This is a genomic window from Shewanella putrefaciens, assembly GCF_016406305.1.
Lineage (GTDB): Bacteria > Pseudomonadota > Gammaproteobacteria > Enterobacterales > Shewanellaceae > Shewanella > Shewanella putrefaciens_C.
In genome coordinates this window covers 4,235,129-4,257,401 of record NZ_CP066369.1, presented here as the reverse complement: position 1 = coordinate 4,257,401, position 22,273 = coordinate 4,235,129, and the positions used below count along the sequence as shown (strand labels likewise).

The following is a 22,273-nucleotide window of genomic DNA, read 5'->3' as shown; positions in this document are numbered from 1 at the left end:
TTGCTTTTCTGTTTTAGGTGCTATTGCGCGCCGGGCTTGGCGTAGTGAGCCATCCAATCTTTCACTTGGTTATACCAATAGATGGAGTTGTTTGGCTTCATAATCCAGTGGTTTTCATCGGGGAAATAAATCATCCGCGATTCCACATTACGGGTTTGCAGGGTGCGGAACAGCTCAAAACCTTGGCCTACGGGCACGCGATAATCGAGTTGGCCATGGCTGACTAAGGTTGGGGTATTAAAGTTAGCCGCAAAGTAATGGGGCGAAATGGCTTTATACAGCTCAGGATTATCCCAGTAATTGCCAAAGCGAGTGCTGTGCACGGCAAAATCCGCCGACATTTGCGAATACATGTCGTATACAGCCGCATGGATCAGCAGGGCTTTGAAGGGATGCGGCTGGCCTAAAATAATCGAGGTTAAGTAGCCACCATAGCTAGCGCCGCCGGCGACCATACGATCGCTATCGATCCAGCTTTGTTGCTTAAACCAGTCTGCCGCTTTGAGCACGTCTTCGAGGGATTTGTTTTTCCAATCTGGGTTAATGGCATCGGCAAAGTCTTGTCCGAAACCACTAGAGCCGTGGAAGTTTGGCCATGCGGTGACATAACCCCAAGATGCGAAGGTTTGCGCGTTCCAGCGGTAGTGAAAACCATCGCTAATGGCGTTGTGCGGGCCGCCGTGGACCAACATAAACAGCGGATACTTTTTGCTGCGGTCGAACCCCGGTGGATAGTGCACCCACATTTGAATGTCTTGGCCTTGGTAACCTTTGTAGGTGACCGACTCATAGGTGCCTAAATCGACATCCTTTAAAATATCGTCGTTAAACTGCTCTAAACGCTCGGTTTTACCATTGCGTGGGTTGATGCTGACTAAACGCGCGGGATACAAAAAGCTCTGATTAGTCGCAATCAACTGGCCATCTTTCGCGATAGCGGGTTGGCTAAAATCGGTGGCTTGGGTGATGGCCTTGGCTTTGCCGCTCTTAGCATCGATATGGTAAATACGGTTAGTGGCGGCATCTTCTATGCTGGCATAGAAGCCCTTGCTATCGGGTGTCCATTCGAATTGAGAAATTGAGCGATCCCAATCGGCAGTGAGTGTGGTGAGTTTGCGACTACTTACATCCAGCAGCATCAGCCTTGCGGTATCGGCATAAAATCCAGGGATTTTTTGGCGAGTAAAGGCCAGGGTTTTGCCGTTAGGGCTAAAGGTTGGATTCAGATCCGGCGCGGGGTTTTCAGGGGTGATATTGTCGGCTTTATTGCTGCCAATAGTGGCGAGGAACAAATCTAACTTAGGGTTGACTCTATTGTCCGAACCATAGGCGCTAAAGGCGATTAAGCTTTCATCGGGTGAGATATCATAGCTTGAACTGCTTTGGCTAGAACGCGGCAGCTCATGGCCTAAAGGCTGAGTTACGGCTTCGACCGCGCCGCCCGTCGCTGGGATCCTAAACACATGGGCCTGACGGCGTTCATCCAACCAATGATCGAACTGCGAATAGGGCAGCGCGTTCCATTGGCGGGCGGAGACTTTGTTGTCTTTATCTGTCTTGAGCTGGGTTTTCATTTGCTCCCAATTCTGCTCAGGGAAGATATTGCTGACAAAATACAAATGCTTGCCAACCCACTTGATACCATTAACGCCGGTGGGGATATCCGTAAGTTTACTGGCTTCACCCGGGCCATCCATAGGTAACAGGTAAATTTGGCCCGCGTCGTCATCGTTACGTTCGCTGATAAAGGCTAAGGTTTTGCCGTCTGGTGAAAATACGGGCTCGCTGACTTTTAAGCCTTTGGCGGTAATCGCGCGATTATTTTTACCTTCGGCGTCGAAGCGCCACAGTTGGGTTGAGCCTTTATCTTCCTTTAGATCGTATTCAGTTACAGGCGCAATAATGTGCTCGCCCGTGGATGACACTACTGGGCTGCCTATGCGTTTGAGTTGCCAAAGTAATTCGACTGAGAGTGGTTTGCTTGCTTCTGCAAATGCCGTGCTGAGGGGTATTAGCAGACTAAGCAGTAATATTCCGGCCTTCTTCACTAGGTGTCTCCTTATCATTCAGAGCGTTATTGTTATTTTTAGCTATTAAACCCCAAAGTATAGAAACTGAGCATGAAATCAAACTGAGTCTGTGAAGGACAAGGCTTACTTTTATGTAAGTAACTGTAACTACAGCCTGCATTTGCATGGTTTAGCATGCTCACCGAGCTGCAAAGTGCGAGATGGATATTTGTGGCTAAGGTGTTTTAACGCTAATGTATTGGGAGGTTTGAGATAGGACTTGAGTATGGCGTTAATTATCCCGCGAAGCTTTAGCAAGTTATTGATAAAAAATGTATTGATACTCGCTTTGGGCAGCTTGGCTATCTTTCCTGCTCAAGCCGCTAAGGTAAGCTTTAAGGCGTTTTGCCCGCAAATGGTGGGACAATGGCAAGGTAATGCGGCTAAGACGGGGGAAATCCCTAGGCAAGTGACTGTGAGCGGATTCTGCTCCCATGATCAGCGGCAGCTGATTTTATCTGTGAGTGTGGGAACGCGTGCGCCCTACAGCGAAACCTGGTGGTTTAGGGAGCAAGGTGAGCAAGTGTTGTTGACCTATTACGACGGTGTCTCGCAGGAAAAGCAGCAAGTCTTTAGTTTATATCAACAAAATGGCGATTATTCCTTGCTGGGCGAGGGAGTCGTGAATGCTCGCGCCGCTTTAATCCAACTGTTATTCGAGGCCAAATCGCCCCAAGGCGCATGGCAGTGGACGCAAAATATTCAATATTTAGATGATGATATTGACCGCTATCAGTTATTTCGTGGGATAGAAATGACGCCTGTCGCACCATCTCATTAAGCCTACATTAAATCTGGCCACCCATTATAAATCAACAACATAATGCATTTTTGTTTGTCTACAACTTGTCCGAGTTAAAATGGCTTAAATAAGAACCATCAACAGTCGCTGGGACAGCATTTGGGGGAATAAATTGAGCTAATTCCTCCAAAAATTGTGTATTTCAGACGAGGTATATTGTCCCTTAGTGCTTGGGATGTGTTCTGGAAGGGGCGCTTTCGAAGTGATGTAAGTCGCTGTCAGTGGCTGTTAAAGTACTGGCAGCATTTAGTTAAATCTGGCCACCCATTATAAATCAACAACATAATGCACTTTCGGTTTGTCTACAACTTGTCCGAGTTAAATGGCTTAAATAAGAACCATCAACAGTCGCTGGGACAGCATTTGGGGGAATAAATTGAGCTAATTCCTCCAAAAATTGTGTATTTCAGACGAGGTATATTGTCCCTTAGTGCTTGGGATGTGTTCTGGAAGGGTCGCTTTCTAAGTGATGTAAGTCGCTGTCAGTTGCTGTGAAAGTACTGGCAGCATTTAGCAAAGTGCCGTCGTCGCTTTTCGAGATGTTCGCAGTAATCAGTCAGTTCTTGCAGCGTACCCACTGGACCATGAAATAATTTGCCAAACTCGGTAGTGAGCTTAAGCCAATTGTCATGGGGGATATTTAATCTGGTCAGTAACTTGGCACTATTTTCACTGATAGCACCTCGTTTATCACTGCGGATAATTCGACCCGTATCATCCACCAATTCGAGGTAATCTGTTAAGGCAAATGCAATTCCCTTGGGCTGGTTGTCACACTCGTTATCAATAAAAGGCAGTAGATTTTTGGGCTGCTCACCTTTTAGCGCCGCCCTAATACGCAACTGGATACTGGTATGGTCGGATTGCTCTGGCGTATCAGCCAGTTGAGCCCTAATCGGATTTAAATCAACGTAGGCCATACAAGCTAAAACGGCAGCTTCATCGAGTAAGGCTTGCGATTTAAACCGCCCCTCCCAGAACCTGCCTGTGCAGTTATCTTCTTGATTTGCTTGTCTTGCTATCGGTTCATTGAGGCAGCGCATAAACCAGCTAATATCACATAATCGGCTGCGATAAATGGCGATTGAATGCCTTAATCTGTTGACCTCATGAGCCTCAACCAACTCACCTTTAACGAACTTTTGCGTTAATTCATCACCTTTAAACAACTTATGCCATTGCTCAAGCACTTCGCGGTCATTCCAGCGATTGGCACTGTCGATATCGACTCGCAGCACTAGATGCAGATGATTGGACATCACCGCAAAGGCCGCCACATCAATAGCAAAAACCGCTTCAAGTTCAAATAGTAGCGATTCTACCCAAGCGCGGCGATGGTCATAATTTTTACCCGAATAGGTATCATCGCCACATAAAAATGCACGGCGAACAACGCGGCTACAGCAATGGTAATAGGGCGTGTCTTCAAGGCTTATCTGAGTTCTGCGAGGGCGCGGCATACAAACCTCCTTGTTTAATGCTTAAACAAAGCATAGTCGGAGGTTAACTAGGGCGCCATTAAGGCTGGGTGTCCAAAATTAAAAAGTATTCCTAGGTATTAAATCGCGCCTTCAAACCCGAGCTGACGCCAGGCTTCGTAGCTGATAATTGCTACTGCATTGGAGAGGTTAAGGCTACGACTGGTGGCCGCCATGGGGATGCGTAATCGCTGCTCGGTTGGGATCGACTCGATAATCGACATAGGTAAGCCACGGGTCTCTGGGCCAAATAACAGCACGTCATCCTTAGCAAAACTCAGCTCAGTATGTGGGCGGCTACCTTTGGTGGTACAGGCCATAATGCGTTTTCCTGCCATGGCTTCCAGGAAGGCATCGAAGTTTTTATGGCGAGTCACATTGGTTAAATCGGCATAGTCTAGCCCAGCACGGCGCAGTTTTTTCTCTTCAAAATCAAACCCAAGTGGCTCAATCAAATGAAGTTGGCTGCCGTTGTTTGCGCAAAGGCGAATGATATTACCCGTGTTGGGTGCGATTTCTGGTTCATAGAGTGCGATATGGAACATGCTTGCCCGCCTATAAAAAATGACGCCCGATTATACGGTAAACAACGCCTAAGCGCAGCTCTGCGTGGCGCATATCTAAAGCTGCATCTACGCCTGTCCATTTTTCTTTTCTCCCTATTAACCTTATCTCAGCACTTGCCTGTTTTATTCTCTCAAAGTAATATATCTCAATATCAAGATACTTTTTGAGAAGTCATTATGCCCTTTGTGATTGCGTTACTCGCCCCGGTGTTTTGGGGGACCACCTATGCCCTGGTGAGTCTTTACTTACAGGATATGTCGCCCTACTGGGTGGCTGTGTGGCGCGCGCTTCCAGCGGGGATTTTGCTGCTGATGCTGCGCCCGCGCTTGCCGACTCTGGCGTGGTCTAAATTAGGCTTGCTGGCCTTTTGTAATATTGGTGCCTTCTTTGCGTTGCTGTTTATCGGTGCTTATCGGCTGCCCGGTGCCGTCGCGGGTACGCTGGGTGCGACGTTGCCATTAATCTTTTTGATCCTCGCTTGGCTGATTGATAAAAAACGCCCGGGGATGAAGTGGTTACTGCTCGGTTTGATGGGGCTCGGCGGGGTGATTTTATTGCTGAATCCCTCGGCGGATCTCGACCCGATTGGAGTCCTGTGTATGCTGAGTGCGACGACTTTGATTGCCTTTTCTTCCCGCTGGATGCAGCGCTGGGATGTGGGTGACTTTTTAGTGCTCACTGCTTGGCAATTATTCTTAGGGGGATTGATGTTGATCCCGCTGGCTTGGTTTATGGCGGGGCCGCCGCAGGTGCCGAGTATGGATGTGGTTCCTTCGCTTATCTGGCTTGTTATCGCCAATACAGCGGTGGCTTATTGGGCTTGGCTGTGGTCGATGCGAAATTTAGGACCAGAAATCATGGGTATGGTGGCTTTAGTCAATCCCGTGGTTGCTGTGTCATTGGGCGTATTGATTGTGGGGGAAACCTTAGATATGCGCCAATGGGCAGGGATTTTAGTGATTTTACTGTCTCTGTTGCTGATGAAATTACCGCAAAACCTGAGGTGGAATCCCTTAAAAGCGAGGGATTAAATGCTAAAACACTTATGTTAAAACGCTTGGGCTTAAACTTACTGCCTTTACAGGAATCCTCCTCACGGAGCAGAGTGTGACAGCCGCTGGCGGCGCGGCTGCATTTAAGTCATAAATGGTGATGGGAGCTGATTATTAACCAACGTCGGCGTCTCATTCCCCAACATCAACCCCAGTGCTTAGCCAAGCCTGTAACTTAGGCAAAATTGCCTGTCCATCGGCCAGCCCTTGGTGATACACGGCGGTTACTTTATCGATATTGCGGTCAAGCCGCGAAAGATTAAGCGATGCAGCAGGCCGGATCACAAAGGTATTGCCACTGGCAACACTTTGGGTGAGTTCCTCAAGGGATTGGTTGTAGCTTTGGTGGCGAACCTTTAGCGCGGCGGCCACGGCGGGATAAGTTTGATAACGCTTGCGAGCTAACCAGTTGAACTTCATCGGCGATTTTCGATAGTTTGCGTCCTGAGTCAGGATCACTACTTGGCGTTTATAGCCGTCTTGCAGCGCCTTAGCTATCGGAATGGGCGCGGCGATACCACCGTCGAGGTAAGTTTGGCGGTTGATACTATAGGGATTGGCCATAAAAGGCAGGCTAGAGGAGGCGATAAGCACGTCGAGCAATTTATCGTGCTCCTGAAAATCCGCCATGCCAAAGTAATCGGTTTGCCCTGTTTGGCAGTTAAATGCCCCGACCTTAAACTCGGTACCGCTAGTTAAAAATGTCTTAAAATCAAAAGGCAGTAACTCATAGGCCATACGCTTATAGGTAAAGTCGGTATTGACGTAGTTACCCGTGGCTAACAAATAACGAAGCCCCATGTAGCGTTTATCCCGCAGGTATTGCTGCTGGATTTTTAAATTGCGGCCAAACTGGCGTGAGACATAAGAGGCGGGATAAATTGCCCCCGCCGACACGCCAATCACATAGGGAAAGTACAGTTGCTGCTGCAAAAAAGCATCTAATACGCCGGCGGTATAAATTGCCCTCAGGCCGCCGCCCTCTAACACTAAGGCCACATCTTGCATTGAGTTACTACTGTTTAATCGAATGAATAGAACAGCATACTCTAGCTCGAGGGAGAAATGAATGCGGTATAGGTGATGCACAACTTCAACTAAGATTGTGCAAACTAGCTGCACCGAATCTCATCCTGTCAGGAAGCCATACTCTTAGTGCCCACTGCGGTAGCACTCAAGATCACTTAGTAATCCGGTTTACGGATAAAGAGGATGCTGAGATCTTGCTTTGGCGTGAACTGCTGTTGCTGGAACTCAAAGGTGAGTGGATCGGTTCTTTTAAGTTCACCATCAAAACATAGGCTAATCAAATCTGTAGGCTGGGATTTTTTCAGGGTGAGTTTGAAGTCCTTAATTGCCCCCTGCCAGTTATTGGCCGTGACCAAAATATAGCTAAGGTGGCTCCACTCAACGCCAATCTCCTGAGCTTCTCCGTCTTGTTTGACGATGAGATTGCGCTTCTTAATACCTTGTTTGGCGCTTTCATCTAAACAGGCAAGCTCAGTGTAGGTATTGATAATACTACTGGCGGTATCGGGAATACCCGTTGAAATGCTCGGGGTGTAGCTGTGGCTGATGGCGACAGATTGGCCCGTGGGAAAAGTCTGCTCCCACACAAAGTAGTCACTTAGGGTAAAGGCGATTTGTTGGTTTTCATCCAACCATTGCTTGGGGAGCGCGGGTTTGTCCTTGGGAGCTACGCCATATTCGGCAAAGTAAGCCACTTCATCCACACTCCAGCCAAGTTGCTTAAACTCGGCTGAAATATCGGTTTTATCGGCAAGTTTGGCGACGAGCCTGTGCTCAGTCGGCTGGGTTTTGCCATTCACTTGGAGGGTGAAGTTATCAATGCTGCTGTGATCCGCGGAGCCAAAAAACATCGGTGGCATGGGGAAGGCGATGGGGACGATAAGATCCTGCGAACTGGTGTTGGTAAACACATAATCGACCCTGACTTCGGTCTCGCTGATGAACAGGGACTCTTTATCCATACTGATATGCGGCTGATATTGAAGGGTGATTGAACCATTGGCATCACCGAAACTGCTGTCGTTGGCAAAGGCAGATGTGCTAAATAGCAGTGCGGTTACACAGCAAACTAAGATGCGAAAATAAGATGGCATAGGTATCTCAACGAGTTGGAAATAATAGAATTACTGGCGACGGGCAAGCTCAATGGCCGCGGCGATGGCACTGCGTGCCTGGGGGCTATTTTTCCAGCAGGTAGTGCGTAGCATGCTGGCGACTAGGTTGGCGATATCCTCGACTTCATGCTCGGCTAACTGGGCGAGTGAGCTGATGCCGATTTCTTCAAAGCGTTTAATCACTGTGGAGCCAACGCCCTTCACGGCGAGTAGGGCTAATCTTTCTTGTTCATTAAAACCCATAACGAATACTCCTTTATTACTGGGTGATTGGCTCATGCATGAGTTGTGGCAAGAATAGCTTGAAATGGCGCTAACAAAAAGGCCCATCATGGGCCTTTAGTGGTTTAACTTATGCTTACATATCACAGGGTTTGAGTGGTTTACGTAACTGGGCACGCACGTTGTCCATACCGGCGTAAAACTCTTTCATCATCAACAGGCCCATCATCTTGCCGTTATCGGTCACGATCAAATTGTCGGGATCGGTTGGGTCGTTTTTAATGGCGCCAATCAGCTTCATCGAAGTCATTTCCTTGAATAGTGCGGTATCTAAGTTTACGCCAAAGGTTTCGCGGAAATATTTGCGCGACAGGCGACCGGAGAACATCCCCAGCAGGAAGCGATATTGCATCACATCCTTTTTGTTGTAGTTCTTTTGTTGCTCAACGCCCATCTTGCCCGCGGCGATCCGCTCTTGGTATTTACGTAGCGAGAAAGTGTTCACATAAAGCGTGTCATTTAGGAAGCTAAATGAACCTGATCCGACCCCTAAATACTCATCGTAGTCGATCACATACTCGTCGAAGCCTTCATCGTTTGCTTTGCCAAATGCCCATGCAGATAACTGATTATATTGACCATTTAAGCTGTTTAAAATCTGGCGATATTGGTTTGCCATATCCGCCTGTGGCGCTGCAAGTTTACCTTTAACACTCTTACGGGTTTGATGAGTAATCATCAGTGGATAGGTAGTGATCTGCCTTGGGTCGAGGCGTGAAGCCATATCTAAATCGTGCTGGATCACTTCATCGGTTTGACCGCGAAAGCCAAAAATCAAATCGACGTTGATAATGGGGAACAGTTCTTTGGCCGCCATGATCTTGTCGAAGGTTTGCTGGCCGGTGCCGAATTTGTCGAGGCGGTCGGTCATTTTTAAAATATCGTCGTTAAAGCTCTGTACGCCGATAGACATGCGATCCACTAAGCCTTTGAGTTGCTTAAAGCCTGGGCTGTCTAAATGCTGTGGATCGGACTCGCAGGAGACTTCTTTAATACTAGGGAATAAGGTTTTGGCGTGTTCTATGGTACGAGCCAGTTCGTCCTCTAATACCGTAGTGGTGCCGCCGCCAATGTACATAGATTCAAAGTCATAGCCTAAGGCTTTGACCATTTCCATCTCTTTACGCAGGGAGATGAAATAGGCGCGCGCCTTGTCTTCTTTGAACATAAAACGGTGGAAGGTGCAGTAGGAGCAGAGTGTATGGCAGAAAGGCACATGGGCATACAACATGTACTTTTTGCCTTCGACCGGGGCTGGCATCATTTCTGCGGAAAGCGTATCGAGGCGAAGATTCTTATCGACATAATATTGCATGACCCGTTCCATCGAGCCGAGCATCCAGTTAGGGACGGTAATATTCGCTTGATAAGGCGTTGCGATCGCGCCGCTGAGCGTTTGAATAACTGAAGACATAACGATTCCTATCTGAGAGTGCTAACCGTAAACACCGTAATTGCTTTAGGTAATTCACGACCACCTAGCGCAATTAGATTATCTCGTATGCTAAAAACAAAACGTGAACTGGTTATAAGTTACGGTTTCCTAACAAGGAAATCACGGTCTTTTTGTTAAGCAGATCATGTTTTAGTGATTGCGGATGGATTTTGATAAGGTAATTTTATGATCTAATTCACTGAATGCTTTGGGAGTTTTGCTTCGTTTAATTTTACAACTGTGTATCAGTTTGACATATATCACACAATATAAATACCAATGTAAATGATAACGATTCTTAATTGATGTTAAGGTTGTTTTAATATAAATTGGCGGCACTTTTAATTAACACCTTTCTATCAATCACAGCGAGTTCGAGGACTTTCATGGAACACAGGGCGTTTAAAAAAAATGCAATTGCCGCAATTATTTCGAGTTTAGCTATTTCATCGGCCTATGCCGCAGTGGATGCTGAATCGAGCGAACCAATTGAAAGAGTTACTGTTTATGGTGAAAAAATTGAGCGCAGTTTAAAGGATACTACCTCCTCGGTATCTGTGATTGATAAGGATGCACTCGATAGCGGCCAGTACCACTCTACCTCGGATGCCCTATCTGAAGTCCCTAACGTGGTCGTGCTCTCGGGTTCTGTACCCGATATTCGGGGTGTTTCAGGCAATGGTTCAGCATCGGGATTTAACTCTTTTACTGGCGGTGCTCGAGCGCGGGTGTCTACGCTGGTGGATGGTGTTGCCGAGCCTTTTGTTGCCGATCTCACCGGTGACACAGGCCTATGGGACATTCAACAAATTGAGGTGTTCCGTGGTCCGCAGTCCACCATCAATGGCCGTAATAGCATTGGTGGTACTGTGTTTATTAAAACAGAAGATCCGACCTTCGATTGGCAAGGAGCCGCCCGTGTCGGTTATCGCGATCAAGATAACTTTATCGACAGTGCTGTGATGCTCTCAGGCCCCATACTGGACGATGAATTGGCATTCAGGGTGAGTGGGCAAAATGTCACGGGCGAGACCTACAATAAAGGGTTCGAATACGAGACTAATCCCGCCACGTTTGACCAAAATGAACTCATCACCAATCGTTGGCGCGGCAAATTCCTGTGGCAACCAAGCGCGATTGAAGACCTAAAAGTGCTCTACAGCTTTTCATACAATGATGAGAAAGGTGACTCAGGGCGTAACTATTTTACCGGTGACGATCCATGGGCCTACAAGCCTATTTTCCAGCGCTATATCGAAACTAAATCGACAACCCACTCGGTTAAAGCGGATTATGACTTAGGGGAAGGGCGAGCCTTAGATCTGATCGTGGCTTATATGGATTATGATTGGGGCTTTGAATCCTATGAGGCGCTCGTCACTGCCCAGCAATATGTGGATATGAAGGACGAGAGTTATACGGTTGATGGTAAATACAGTTTTGGGTTAAACGATAAAGATTTCAACGGTTTTGTTGGGTTAGCCTATTTCAAGCGTAGCCAAGATTTTGGGAGTACCGGTAGCTCAGTCTACAGTGGTGATGATAGCAGTAAGTCAATGTCGGTATACGGTGAGATGACCTATGGCCTCGCCGAGTCACTTTGGCTCACCGTGGGCGGCCGCGTGATGCGTGAAGAGCAGTTGCGTAATTTCACTATGCTATACCGAGGCAGCCAGCTTGAAGAGAAACTCGATGACGCTAGCACAGTGACCTTGCCGAAATTGGTTTTACAATATGCTCTCAATGAGAATACGACCTTAGCGGCCAGCGTGCGTCGTGGTTATAACTCGGGTGGTGGTGCACTGTCGTTAGCCGAAAGTGAGTATTACTACTACGACGAAGAATACGTAAATACCTATGAACTCAGTAGTCGCAGTTCATTTGCCAATGGCGATGTTAACTTAAGTGCTAACCTCTTCTATAACGATTTTGATGGTTATCAAGCGTCTAACAGCGCACGCAAAATCACTAATATCGATAAAGCTATCACCTACGGTATCGAAGCCGAATTGAGCGCTATGATCAGTGAGAACTGGCAGTTTATTTCCGGTGTGGGTTTATTGGAAAGCGAAATCAAAGAGGCGGATCCCAGTTACGGTGATATTGTGGGTAATCAGCTGAACTCAGCGCCACACCTTACCGCAAATGCAGGATTAAAGTACTGGATAGGCGATGCATTTTCCTTAGGTTTTTCAGGCAACTATGTAGGTGAATATTTTGCCGATATCAATAATACTGAATCGAGAGTGGCGGGTGATTATGTGGTTGCTCGTTTGAGTGTCGATTATCAAACCGATACCTGGAGAGTCAGTGGTTTTGTGAATAACCTATTTGATGAACAAGCCATGACAGTGAATGAACCCCCAAGCAGTACTTACACCGATGGCTATGCGTCGATTATTGACCCAAGAAATATCGGCGTATCCGTGATGTATCGCTTTTAAGCCATTGGTTTAGTTAGCAGTCACAATATCGACCCATAAAAAAACCTCCACAGCATGCTGTGGAGGCTTTATGTTTTTAGTGTCTTTTACTCTTTATATTTCAAAGTGCCATTAGCTTTGATTTCATCAAACCAAAGGTTGTGGTGTTGGGTTGCCCAGTTTTCATCACAGTAACCAGACACCATACACTCCATACCACCTTCAGACATAACCGTTGCCATGAAGATGTGCACGATAGAGAAGGCGCAGATCACGATAGCGCTCACTGAGTGCAGTACCAGTGCTATCAAGCTTAAGGTGCGGCTTGGCTCGAAAAGATTTGGGAAGAGTAACAGCATACCCGATGCTGAAATCACTAATCCGAACAGGGCAAAGGCCCAGAACCACATTTTCTCACCGGCGTTCGCAAATCCTGCGTCTGGGTGCTTACCTTTGAACGGGCCAAAGTTAATGTAACCACCTACAACTAGGAACCACTTCACGTCGTACATTTTTGGCAGCTGGTTCTTCGCCCATAACACTGTCATCAAAGCCCAGCCGATCATGAAGGGGATCGCCATCACATCGTGGATTTGCTTAGCGCCATAGACAATGGCTTCCCAGATGCCTTCGCTGAGCCAAGGTTGGAAGAAGAAGCGACCCGCTAACAAAGTTAAACCCGTTAAAATCAACAATAGGCAAGGAATAGCGCCTAACCAGTGGATTGAAACGTCAAACTTAGACCAGCGATGCACTAGCTTGCCTGAAAAACCATGGTGCAGCTTGGAGATGCCGTTCACCTTGATAAATAAGACAAAGATAATGATCATGCCGAACAGTGCCGCCATTAATGCCGGCGCTAACCAGTCGCTGCGCAGTTCCAGTACCCGCAGATCATAGGTATTGATCGGCTGAGCGTGGAACTCGCTTTGGGAGGTAGTGTATCCCGTGGCGCCATCCTTCAGCTGTGCCCAAATTTGGGCATCAGAGGCTTGAGGTTGGAGCGCTTGTTCATCACCACCATTGGCTAGACACACGGCACTAAAGAGCAGTGCTATGGCTAAGCCTATGTGTTTGAACCATTTGTTCATCATATATCCTCTCTCCCTTAGTGGCGCCCGCAAGCAGGCGCCAAGCTAAGTCTGTGGACAGATCCTGTGACCTGAATTAATTCCAAGCCGCGTTTTTAGCACCACGGTAAGCCACACGCTCACGGAAGATGCTAGAAACGACTTCAGCATCACCCGCTAACAGGGCTTTAGTGGCACACAGTTCTGCACACATAGGCAGTTTGCCTTCGGCAATACGGTTTGAGCCGTACTTCTGGCGCTCTGCATCTGAGTGGTTTTCTTCTGGGCCGCCGGCACAGAAGGTACATTTATCCATCTTACCGCGGCTACCGAAGGCACCTTTTTTCGGGAACTGTGGTGCGCCAAATGGGCAGGCGTACAGGCAGTAACCGCAACCAATACAGGCATCTTTGTCGTGTAGCACTATGCCATCTTCGGTCTTGTAGAAGCAGTTTGCTGGGCAAACCGCCATACAAGGTGCGTCTGAGCAATGCATACAGGCGACAGAGATTGACGCCTCGCCGGGTTGACCATCGTTGATGGTGACTACGCGGCGACGTTGGATACCCCACTCGAGGGCGGAGTCGTTTTCGTTTTTACAGGCGGTGACACAACCGTTACATTCGATGCAGCGCTTGGTATCACACAAAAATTTCATTGTAGCCATAATGGCAATTCTCCTAGCTTAAGCTGCACTTACGCTTTAACGATCTGACAGAGTGATGCCTTGGTTTCCTGCATTTGTGTCACAGGATCATAACCATAGGTCAGTGCCGTGTTACAGGATTCACCGATAACATAAGGTACTGTGCCCTCAGGATAGTTAGGCGCTAAACTCTCACCGTGCATCACACCCGCAAAGTGGTATGGCATAAAGGTTACGCCGGGTTTAACCCTTGGTGTTACCAAGGCTTGCACCTTAATACGGCCACCTTCGGCGCCTTCTAACCACACAAACTCACCGTTGCGAATACCGCGATCGGCTGCATCGCCTGGGTTGATTTCAACAAACATTTCCTGTTGAAGTTCAGCCAGCCAAGGGTTAGAGCGAGACTCTTCACCACCACCTTCGTATTCAACCAGACGACCTGAGGTCAGTACCAGTGGGTACTTGCCGCTCATGTCCTTGTCTTGGATAGACTTGTACAGTGTTGGCAGGCGGTGTACTTGCATGTCGGCATAGGTTGGGTATTTCGCCACTAAATCACGACGTGCCGTGTATAACGGTTCGCGGTGTACTGGCACTTGGTCTGGGAAAGTCCAAACAATACAACGGGCTTTCGCGTTACCAAAGGGGATACAACCGTGTTTGATCGCCACGCGCACAATGCCGCCTGACAAATCTGTCTTCCAGTTTTTACCTTCAGCTTCCGCTTTTTCTTCGGCCGTTAGATCATCCCACCAACCCAATTGTTTGAGCATATCGGCGGTAAACTCTGGGTAACCGTCTTGAATTTCCGCACCCTTAGAATAAGTACCATCGGCTAAAATGCTTTGGCCTTTGTATTCAACACCGTAACGGGCGCGGAAGTTACCGCCGCCGTCTTTAACGTGTTTGGATTGGTTATACAGAATTTGCGTGCCAGGGTGTTTCGCCTCTGGCGTGCCCCAACATGGCCAAGGTAAACCGTAGGTTTCGCCTTTTGCTGGGCCGCCTGCGGCTTCGAGCGTCTTGTTGCTGAAAGTGCCCCAGTTTTGAGTGTGCAGCTTGATACGCTCAGGGCTTTGACCTGTCATACCGATAGTCCACATACCGCGGTTGATTTCGCGGGTAATGTCTTCAATCACGGGTAAGCCATTTTCTTTGGCGATGCGCTTAGTGTACTGCTCGTCAATGCCGAGTTTTTGCGCTAAACGGTACATGATCTCGATGTCAGTTTTTGACTCGAACAATGGCTCGATCACTTGCTCACGCCACTGGATTGAACGGCCTGAGTTAGATACTGAACCGTGAGTCTCAAACTGTGTTGCCGCAGGGAGCAGATACACGCCATTCTTACGACGGTGCATAACACCCGCCATGGTTGGGAATGGGTCGACAACCACAACTGTGTCCATCTTGTCTAAGGCATCACGCACTTCGCGTTGACGGGTTTCAGTGTTGACCGATTGGCCCCAGAAAAACGCCATACGGATATTGTCTTTCTGTGCCAGTTTGCTCTTATCTTCTAACACGCCATCGTGCCAGCGAGAACAAGGAATACCGGGCGTGGTCATTGGATCTTTACCTAGGTAGGCGTTTTGATCGAAACGGCCTTTCACCCATTTCATATCCAGATCCCATACATGGGTCCAGTGGGTCCATGCACCTGTCGTCAAGCCGTAGTAACCCGGTAAGTTATCGAATAACAGGCCTAAGTCAGTCGCGCCCTGTACGTTATCGTGACCACGGAAAATGTTAGTACCGCCGCCTGATACGCCCATATTACCTAGGGCTAATTGCAGAATACAGTATGCGCGGGTGTTAGCGTTACCCACGTGGTGCTGCGTACCACCCATACACCAAATGACGGTACCTGGACGGTTATCGGCCATCAGTTTAGCGGCTTGATAAACCACTTCTTCACTCACGCCAGTGATATCCGCCACTTCTTTAGGTGGGAATTTTTTCGCTTCAGCGCGGATGCTTTCCATTTCGAATACACGTTGTTTGATAAAGGTTTTATCTTCCCAACCGTTTTCGAAAATGTGCCATAACATACCGTAGATAAACGGAATGTCGGTACCTGGGCGGATCGCGCAGTGCAGATCTGAGTGAGCTGCAGTGCGGGAGAAACGTGGATCAACAACGATGATTTTCGCGTTGTTTTGCTCTTTAGCGATCAGAATGTGTTGCATAGAAACTGGATGCGCTTCCGCTGGGTTTGCCCCGATCAGGAAGATAGCATTAGCATTCTGAATATCGTTGAAAGAGTTCGTTTGCGCACCGTAACCCCAAGTGTTAGCAACACCGGCTACCGTGGTAGAGTGACAAATACGAGCCGAGTGGTCGACGTTGTTTGTGCCCCACATGGCCGCCAGTTTGCGGTACATATAGCAGCCTTCGTTAGAAAACTTAGCGCTACCCATGAAGTACACTGAGTCTGGACCCGATTCTTTACGAATGTTGAGCATTTGGTCGCCCACTTCGTTAATCGCATCTTCCCAAGAGATTTTTTTCCACTTGCCATCAACCAATTTCATTGGATATTTCAGGCGTTTTTCACCGTGACCATGTTCACGCAGTGCAGCACCTTTAGCACAGTGACCGCCGGCATTGAATGGGTGATCGAATGCGGGTTCTTGGCCCGTCCACACGCCATTTTGTACTTCAGCATACAGACCACAACCTACGGCGCAGGCACTACAAATAGTACGTTTAACTTCGATTGGCGCATCGTGCGGCACTTCTTTGGCTTCGACGCGGCGCATCATGCCTGTGCCCATCAGAGATGCTGCGGCAATACCACCAGTAGCAATACCTGCGTGCTTCATAAATTGACGACGGCTAATGCCTAACGCCGGTTTGTCTGCCACTGTGGCAACATTGGACTTGCGAGTTAACTTCATCGCTGACTTCTCCTAGATTAGCTGCGCAGGCTATCGTAATAGCTGCTGATATGCGCAGTTTCGTGGTAACCCTTTGACTCTTTAGTGGTTACCTTGCTGCTCTCGCTGGCCTGTGCCACGCTCATGCCGGTTGCGGCAATGGTGGCACCCGCTACGCTGCCGACGGTGAGCGCTTTGAGCAAAGATCGGCGAGATAAATCGCTGGGTTGCTGCTTCATGCTGACTCCTGAATTAGGGGTAATGTTGGTTGGAATAACGCGGCTTTTCGAGGGATATAACTTGTTATCAAAAAGTGACGATTTGAGGTGAAAAAGATAATGAAATCATCCTGTTTGCCATCAATCATCGCGCGTGCCGGCAATATAGTAGGAAAGGGTTGAGTCGGAATTGATCTAGAACAGTTTGCGGCCCTGAAATCACGGTCTGTTGTTCAAAAGCGTTAACTTGCTCATAGTTTGTATGGCGCTATGGGCGCAGGGAATGGCGGGGTGAATTGTACTGATGTTAATTCTTTGTTTCGATTGATATTGTCCCATAAAAAAACACCCCGCTGAGCGAGGTGTTTTAGGGGCTAAAAAACGCGAGTTAGTTAGTCTTTATACTTTAAACTACCGTTCTCTTTGATTTCGTCATACCAGAGATTGTGGTGTTGGATTGCCCAGTTTTCATCACAATAGCCTGACTTCATACATTCCATACCGCCTTCGCTGAGTACCGTCGCCATCCAAATATGCACTATGGTAAAGGCAATTAGGATAACGGCACTGATCGCGTGGATCAGTAGGGCTGCCATCGAGGCTTCACGGGGTAAGTCTAAGCCGGGTAAGACTAACATGATGCCAGAGACACTGATAAATAGCCCGAATAGGGTCAGTGTCCAGAACCACATTTTTTCACCGGCGTTAGCAAAGCCGCTATCGGGGTGCTTACCTTTGAAGGGACCAAAGTTAATATAGCCCCCGACCACTAAAAACCATTTTAGATCGTACATCTTAAAGGTTTGTAGCGGCATCCATTTCACTACACAGGCAATCCAAGCCAAGATAAAGATGGGGCCTGCCCAATCGTGGATGGTTTTGCTGCCGTAGATCAATGGCGCCCAAAGATCAGGCCCGAGCAGCTCTTGCACTACATGTTTACCGAGCATAATGGTTAAGCCAGTAAACATCAGTGCTAGGCAGCTGATTGCCATAACCCAGTGGATCCACAGATCCGCCTTTGACCAACGAGCGACCATCTTGCCCGAGAAGCCGTGGCTGAGTTTTGAGGGACCATTCACCAGATAAAACAATAAGAAAGCACCAAAAACGCCCGTAACGGCTAAGGCCATAATCGGGGTGATATATTGATTTCTCAGTTCTTTACCTTGGTTACTGGCAACATTAATCAACACCCCAGTTTCTACGCCTTTGGCCGTGGTATAGCCGGCATCGCCTGCTTTTACCGCGCGCCAAAGATCGGCGTCACTGGTTTGCGCTTTCGCCTGTTGTTGACTCGATTGCTGATCGCTTGCGTACACTGGGCTTGCGCTCATCGCTGAACCTAGACCCAATCCCATCACGAGTACCATCAGAGCAAACAGACTGCGCAGTGATTTGTTGAACTGTTTGTTTAACATTGTCACTCCTTGCCAGAGGTTAGGGATCACTCCCTAACCCTCGCTCTGCTTAGTTAATCTCACCTGTTTTGGGGTTGTAGCCCCAAATCACGTTAGGATTGCCTCGAGAGGCCATACGTTGACGGTAAATGTTTGATACCACTTCCGCATCACCCGCAAGCAGTGCTTTGGTTGCGCAAAGCTCCGCACACATAGGTAACTTACCTTCGGCAATACGGTTGGCACCGTATTTTTTATGCTCGGCTTCGGAGAAGGTTTCTTCTGGGCCACCGGCACAGAAAGTACACTTATCCATTTTGCCGCGACTACCAAAGGCGGTCTTTTTCGGAAATTGTGGTGCGCCAAACGGGCAAGCATAGAAGCAATAACCACAACCGATACAGGTATCTTTGTTGTGCAGCACTATGCCATCGTCGGTGCGGTAGAAACAATCTGCCGGACATACGGCCATGCAAGGAGCATCGGTACAGTGCATACATGCCACTGAAATCGAGGCTTCACCGGGTTGACCATCGTTAATCGTCACCACGCGGCGACGTTGGATACCCCACTCGAGAGCGGAGTCGTTTTCGTTTTTACATGCAGTGACGCAACCGTTACACTCGATGCAGCGTTTGGTGTCACATAGAAATTTCATGACTGCCATAATGGCTTATCTCCTCATCAAGTAGGTTAGGCTTTGCTGATTTGGCAGAGGCTGGACTTAGTTTCTTGCATCTGAGTCACAACATCATAACCGTAGGTAAGAACTGTGTTTGCTGACTCGCCTATCACATAAGGCACTGTGCCTTCTGGATAGTTTTTCGCGAGACTTTCACCTTCAAACACCCCAGCAAAGTGGTATGGCATAAAACATTCACCGGCAATAACGCGTGGTGTCACCATAGCCTTAACCGTGATTTTGGCGCCCTCAGGGCCATGAACAAAGACATTGTCACCGTCACGAATACCGCGATCAGCCGCATCTGCAGGGTTCATTTCGATGAACATTTCCTGTTGTAGTTCAGCTAACCAAGGGTTCGAACGGGATTCTTCACCACCGCCTTCATATTCCACTAAGCGGCCCGATGTGAGCGCCAGTGGGAAGTCTTTAGCAAAGTCCTTGTCCTGAATTGACTTATACAGTGTCGGTAAACGCGCAACCATACGATCTTCGTAGGTTGGGTATTTAGCAACTAAGTCACGACGAGGCGTGTAAAGGGGTTCGCGGTGGCGTGGAATATCGTCTGGGAAGGTCCATACAATACAACGAGCTTTAGCGTTGCCGTAAGGGATACAGCCGTGTTTGATCGCAACACGTTGGATACCGCCGGAAATGTCAGTTTTCCAGTTTTTGCCTTCGGCGTGTTTTTTCTCGTCTTCGGTCAGGTCATCCCACCAACCTAATTGCTTGAGCATATCGGCGGTAAATTCAGGATAGCCATCTTGGATCTCGCTGCCCTTGGAGTAAGTACCTTCGGCAAGAATATTATTGCCTTCGTGTTCCACACCATAGCGAGCACGGAAGTTACCACCACCGTCTTTAACATGTTTGGCTTCGTTATACAGAATCTGCGAGCCAGGATGTTTCATCTCTGGTGTGCCCCAACAAGGCCAAGGTAAGCCGTAGGTTTCGCCTTTGGCTGGACCGCCGGGGGCTTCTAGGCTGTCAGCATCAAAAGTACCCCAGTTTTCCTGGTGCATTTTTAAACGCTCTGGGCTTTGTCCGGTATAACCGATAGTCCACATACCTTTGTTAAATTCGCGGGTAATATCTTCAATCAAAGGCTCATCGCCATTGACTTTGATATGTTTAAACAGCTCTTTATCTATCCCAACCTTTTTAGCGAGTTTGCACATGATCACATGATCAGGCAGGGATTCGAACAGAGGTTCTATCACTTTCGAGCGCCACTGAACTGAGCGGTTGGTGGCAGAGATTGAACCGTAGGTTTCAAACTGGGTAGCCGCAGGCAACAAATACACCCCATCTTGACGTTGGTGCATCACACCCGCCATGGTTGGGAAAGGATCGACAACGACGACGGTATCCATTTTGTTTAACGCTTCACGCACTTCGCGGCCACGGGTTTCAGTGTTGACCGATTGTCCCCAGAAGAACGCCAGACGAATATTGTCTTTTTGCGCTATCTTGGTTTTATCTTCTAACACGCCATCGTGCCAACGAGAGCATGGAATACCCGTTGAAGTTTGTGGTTTTTGACCTAAGTATTCACCTTGATCGAAGCGACTCGCAACCCATTTTGGATCTAAGTCCCATACGTTTGACCAGTGTGCCCAGGCGCCGGAGGTTAAGCCGTAGTAACCGGGTAAGTTGTCGAATAGCAGACCAAAGTCGGTTGCGCCTTGCACGTTATCGTGGCCACGGAAAATGTTAGTGCCGCCGCCAGGTACGCCCATATTGCCTAGTGCCAACTGTAAAATACAGTAAGAACGGGTGTTAGCGTTACCCACGTGGTGCTGAGTACCACCCATACACCAAATAATAGTGCCAGGTTTGGTTTCAGCCATCATTTTGGCAACACGATACATTTGTGCCTTAGGTACACCGACTACCAGTTCAACTTCTTCTGGGGTGTACTTTTTCACTTCTTCGCGGATGCGATCCATGCCATAGACGCGGCGCTGGATAAACTCTTTATCTTCCCAGCCGTTTTCAAAAATGTGCCATAACAGGCCATAAATGAAGGGGATATCTGTGCCAGGACGGATATGCACGTACTCGTCAGATTTCGCTGCAGTACGGGTGAAACGGGGATCAACAACGATGATTTTGGCACCGCGTTCTTTACCAATCAAAATATGTTGCATGGCAACTGGGTGGGCTTCACTGGGGTTTGACCCAATAAACATGATGCACTTTGAGTTGCGAATATCGTTGATTGAGTTGGTTTGCGCACCGTAGCCCCAAGTGTTAGCAACACCGGCTACCGTGGTAGAGTGACAAATACGGGCTGAGTGGTCGACGTTGTTCGTGCCCCACAGTGCCGCAAATTTGCGATATAAATAAGCTTGTTCGTTAGAGAACTTGGCGCTACCCATAAAGTAAACTGAATCTGGGCCTGACTCTTGACGAATGGAAGCCATCTTATCGCCAACTTCAGTAATCGCTTGATCCCAAGAGATCTTTTTCCATTTTCCGCCTTCTAACTTCATCGGGTATTTCAGGCGTTTTTCACCATGGCCATGCTCACGCAGTGCAGCACCTTTCGCGCAGTGTCCACCTTGGTTGAAGGGATGATCGAATGCGGGTTCTTGTCCTGTCCACACGCCGTTTTGCACTTCAGCATAGATACCACAGCCCACAGCGCAGTGGGAGCAAATGGTACGTTTGACTTCAGTTGGGGCATTGTGGGGGATATCTTTCGCTTCTGCTTTACGCATCATGCCTGTGCCCAGCATAGATGCTGCGGCGATACCACCGGTGGCAAGACCTGCGGATTTTAAGAATTGGCGACGATTAAGACCTAGGGCGGGCGCTTTAGGCTCAACAACCTGGTCTGTTTTGCGGGTTAATCGCATCACATACTCTCCTCTGGTTAGTTTTTAAGCGACGCATAGTAACTACGAATATGGTCGGTTTCGCGATAGTTCTCGCTCTTAGGTTCGGTAGGGGCAACCGTGGGCGTTGAGGCTAATGCCTGACTGCTCACAGTGGCTACCGCCCCCGCCGCACTGCCCAGTGCCAATGCTTTAAGCAGTTGGCGACGGCCCATGTCGGAAGCTTGCTTCTTCATAGTGTCTCCTTGTGTTACTAGATAAAGTGGTACAAGTGTGACCACCT

General features: G+C 48.3%; 18 protein-coding genes. 3 read left to right on the top strand and 15 right to left on the bottom strand.

The annotated features are described in order from the left end of the window. Positions 1 to 20 precede the first annotated feature (20 nt). The gene (locus tag JFT56_RS18490) at positions 21 to 2,048 is read right to left on the bottom strand and encodes an alpha/beta hydrolase family protein (RefSeq protein ID WP_198781425.1); all 2,028 of its coding nucleotides are present in this window, start codon (positions 2,046 to 2,048) and stop codon (positions 21 to 23) included. 247 nt (positions 2,049 to 2,295) lie between these two features. On the opposite strand from JFT56_RS18490, the gene JFT56_RS18485 reads away from it, so the two are divergent. After that, positions 2,296 to 2,850, top strand: coding sequence for a hypothetical protein (locus tag JFT56_RS18485; protein ID WP_198781424.1), 555 nt, complete (start codon positions 2,296 to 2,298; stop codon positions 2,848 to 2,850). 503 nt (positions 2,851 to 3,353) lie between these two features. On the opposite strand, the gene JFT56_RS18480 is transcribed toward JFT56_RS18485, so the two are convergent. Further along, entirely contained in the window at positions 3,354 to 4,331 is a 978-nt protein-coding gene (locus JFT56_RS18480) for a transposase (protein ID WP_198781423.1), read from the bottom strand. Between the two features lie 98 nt (positions 4,332 to 4,429). Further along, positions 4,430 to 4,894, bottom strand: coding sequence for a tRNA (uridine(34)/cytosine(34)/5-carboxymethylaminomethyluridine(34)-2'-O)-methyltransferase TrmL (trmL, locus tag JFT56_RS18475; RefSeq protein WP_088212461.1), 465 nt, complete (start codon positions 4,892 to 4,894; stop codon positions 4,430 to 4,432). Positions 4,895 to 5,092: 198 nt separating this feature from the next. On the opposite strand from trmL, the gene JFT56_RS18470 reads away from it, so the two are divergent. Further along, entirely contained in the window at positions 5,093 to 5,947 is an 855-nt protein-coding gene (locus JFT56_RS18470) for a DMT family transporter (protein ID WP_198781422.1), read from the top strand. A 153-nt stretch (positions 5,948 to 6,100) separates the two neighbouring features. Here the strand turns inward: JFT56_RS18470 and JFT56_RS18465 are convergent, their stop codons facing one another. The 4 genes from JFT56_RS18465 to JFT56_RS18450 form a co-directional block, all read right to left on the bottom strand. Continuing rightward, positions 6,101 to 6,976, bottom strand: a complete 876-nt coding sequence (locus JFT56_RS18465) for a patatin-like phospholipase family protein (protein ID WP_198781421.1) — start codon at positions 6,974 to 6,976, stop codon at positions 6,101 to 6,103. Positions 6,977 to 7,152: 176 nt separating this feature from the next. Next, positions 7,153 to 8,091, bottom strand: coding sequence for a DUF4424 domain-containing protein (locus tag JFT56_RS18460; RefSeq protein WP_198781420.1), 939 nt, complete (start codon positions 8,089 to 8,091; stop codon positions 7,153 to 7,155). 30 nt (positions 8,092 to 8,121) lie between these two features. Then, positions 8,122 to 8,355 carry a helix-hairpin-helix domain-containing protein gene (locus JFT56_RS18455; protein WP_198781419.1) on the bottom strand — a complete coding sequence of 78 codons (234 nt, stop codon included), beginning with the start codon at positions 8,353 to 8,355 and terminating at the stop codon, positions 8,122 to 8,124. A 115-nt stretch (positions 8,356 to 8,470) separates the two neighbouring features. Beyond that, the gene (locus JFT56_RS18450; RefSeq protein ID WP_198781418.1) at positions 8,471 to 9,808 is read right to left on the bottom strand and encodes a coproporphyrinogen III oxidase family protein; all 1,338 of its coding nucleotides are present in this window, start codon (positions 9,806 to 9,808) and stop codon (positions 8,471 to 8,473) included. Positions 9,809 to 10,215: 407 nt separating this feature from the next. On the opposite strand from JFT56_RS18450, the gene JFT56_RS18445 reads away from it, so the two are divergent. Next, on the top strand, positions 10,216 to 12,273 hold the full coding sequence (locus JFT56_RS18445; RefSeq protein WP_198781417.1) for a TonB-dependent receptor: 2,058 nt from the start codon (positions 10,216 to 10,218) through the stop codon (positions 12,271 to 12,273). A gap of 86 nt (positions 12,274 to 12,359) precedes the next feature. Here the strand turns inward: JFT56_RS18445 and JFT56_RS18440 are convergent, their stop codons facing one another. From JFT56_RS18440 to JFT56_RS18405, 8 genes are all read right to left on the bottom strand, one after another. Then, a complete protein-coding gene (locus JFT56_RS18440; RefSeq protein WP_198783640.1) occupies positions 12,360 to 13,343 on the bottom strand; it encodes a formate dehydrogenase subunit gamma in 984 nt (327 codons plus the stop codon). 76 nt (positions 13,344 to 13,419) lie between these two features. Beyond that, on the bottom strand, positions 13,420 to 13,989 hold the full coding sequence (gene fdh3B, locus JFT56_RS18435; protein ID WP_198781416.1) for a formate dehydrogenase FDH3 subunit beta: 570 nt from the start codon (positions 13,987 to 13,989) through the stop codon (positions 13,420 to 13,422). 29 nt (positions 13,990 to 14,018) lie between these two features. Then, positions 14,019 to 16,871 (bottom strand): molybdopterin-dependent oxidoreductase, encoded by a 2,853-nt coding sequence (locus tag JFT56_RS18430; protein WP_198781415.1) that lies wholly within the window; start codon positions 16,869 to 16,871, stop codon positions 14,019 to 14,021. 17 nt (positions 16,872 to 16,888) lie between these two features. Beyond that, positions 16,889 to 17,089: a twin-arginine translocation signal domain-containing protein gene (locus tag JFT56_RS18425; protein ID WP_198781414.1), complete on the bottom strand. Its 201-nt coding sequence runs from the start codon at positions 17,087 to 17,089 to the stop codon at positions 16,889 to 16,891. Positions 17,090 to 17,460: 371 nt separating this feature from the next. Then, positions 17,461 to 18,489, bottom strand: coding sequence for a formate dehydrogenase subunit gamma (locus JFT56_RS18420; protein ID WP_198781413.1), 1,029 nt, complete (start codon positions 18,487 to 18,489; stop codon positions 17,461 to 17,463). A 49-nt stretch (positions 18,490 to 18,538) separates the two neighbouring features. Continuing rightward, complete coding sequence (fdh3B, locus tag JFT56_RS18415; RefSeq protein ID WP_011074129.1) at positions 18,539 to 19,135, bottom strand: formate dehydrogenase FDH3 subunit beta; 597 nt, start codon at positions 19,133 to 19,135, stop codon at positions 18,539 to 18,541. Between the two features lie 26 nt (positions 19,136 to 19,161). Next, positions 19,162 to 22,011 carry a molybdopterin-dependent oxidoreductase gene (locus JFT56_RS18410; RefSeq protein ID WP_198783639.1) on the bottom strand — a complete coding sequence of 950 codons (2,850 nt, stop codon included), beginning with the start codon at positions 22,009 to 22,011 and terminating at the stop codon, positions 19,162 to 19,164. A gap of 17 nt (positions 22,012 to 22,028) precedes the next feature. Beyond that, complete coding sequence (locus JFT56_RS18405) at positions 22,029 to 22,226, bottom strand: twin-arginine translocation signal domain-containing protein (RefSeq protein ID WP_198781412.1); 198 nt, start codon at positions 22,224 to 22,226, stop codon at positions 22,029 to 22,031. Positions 22,227 to 22,273: the final 47 nt, after the last annotated feature.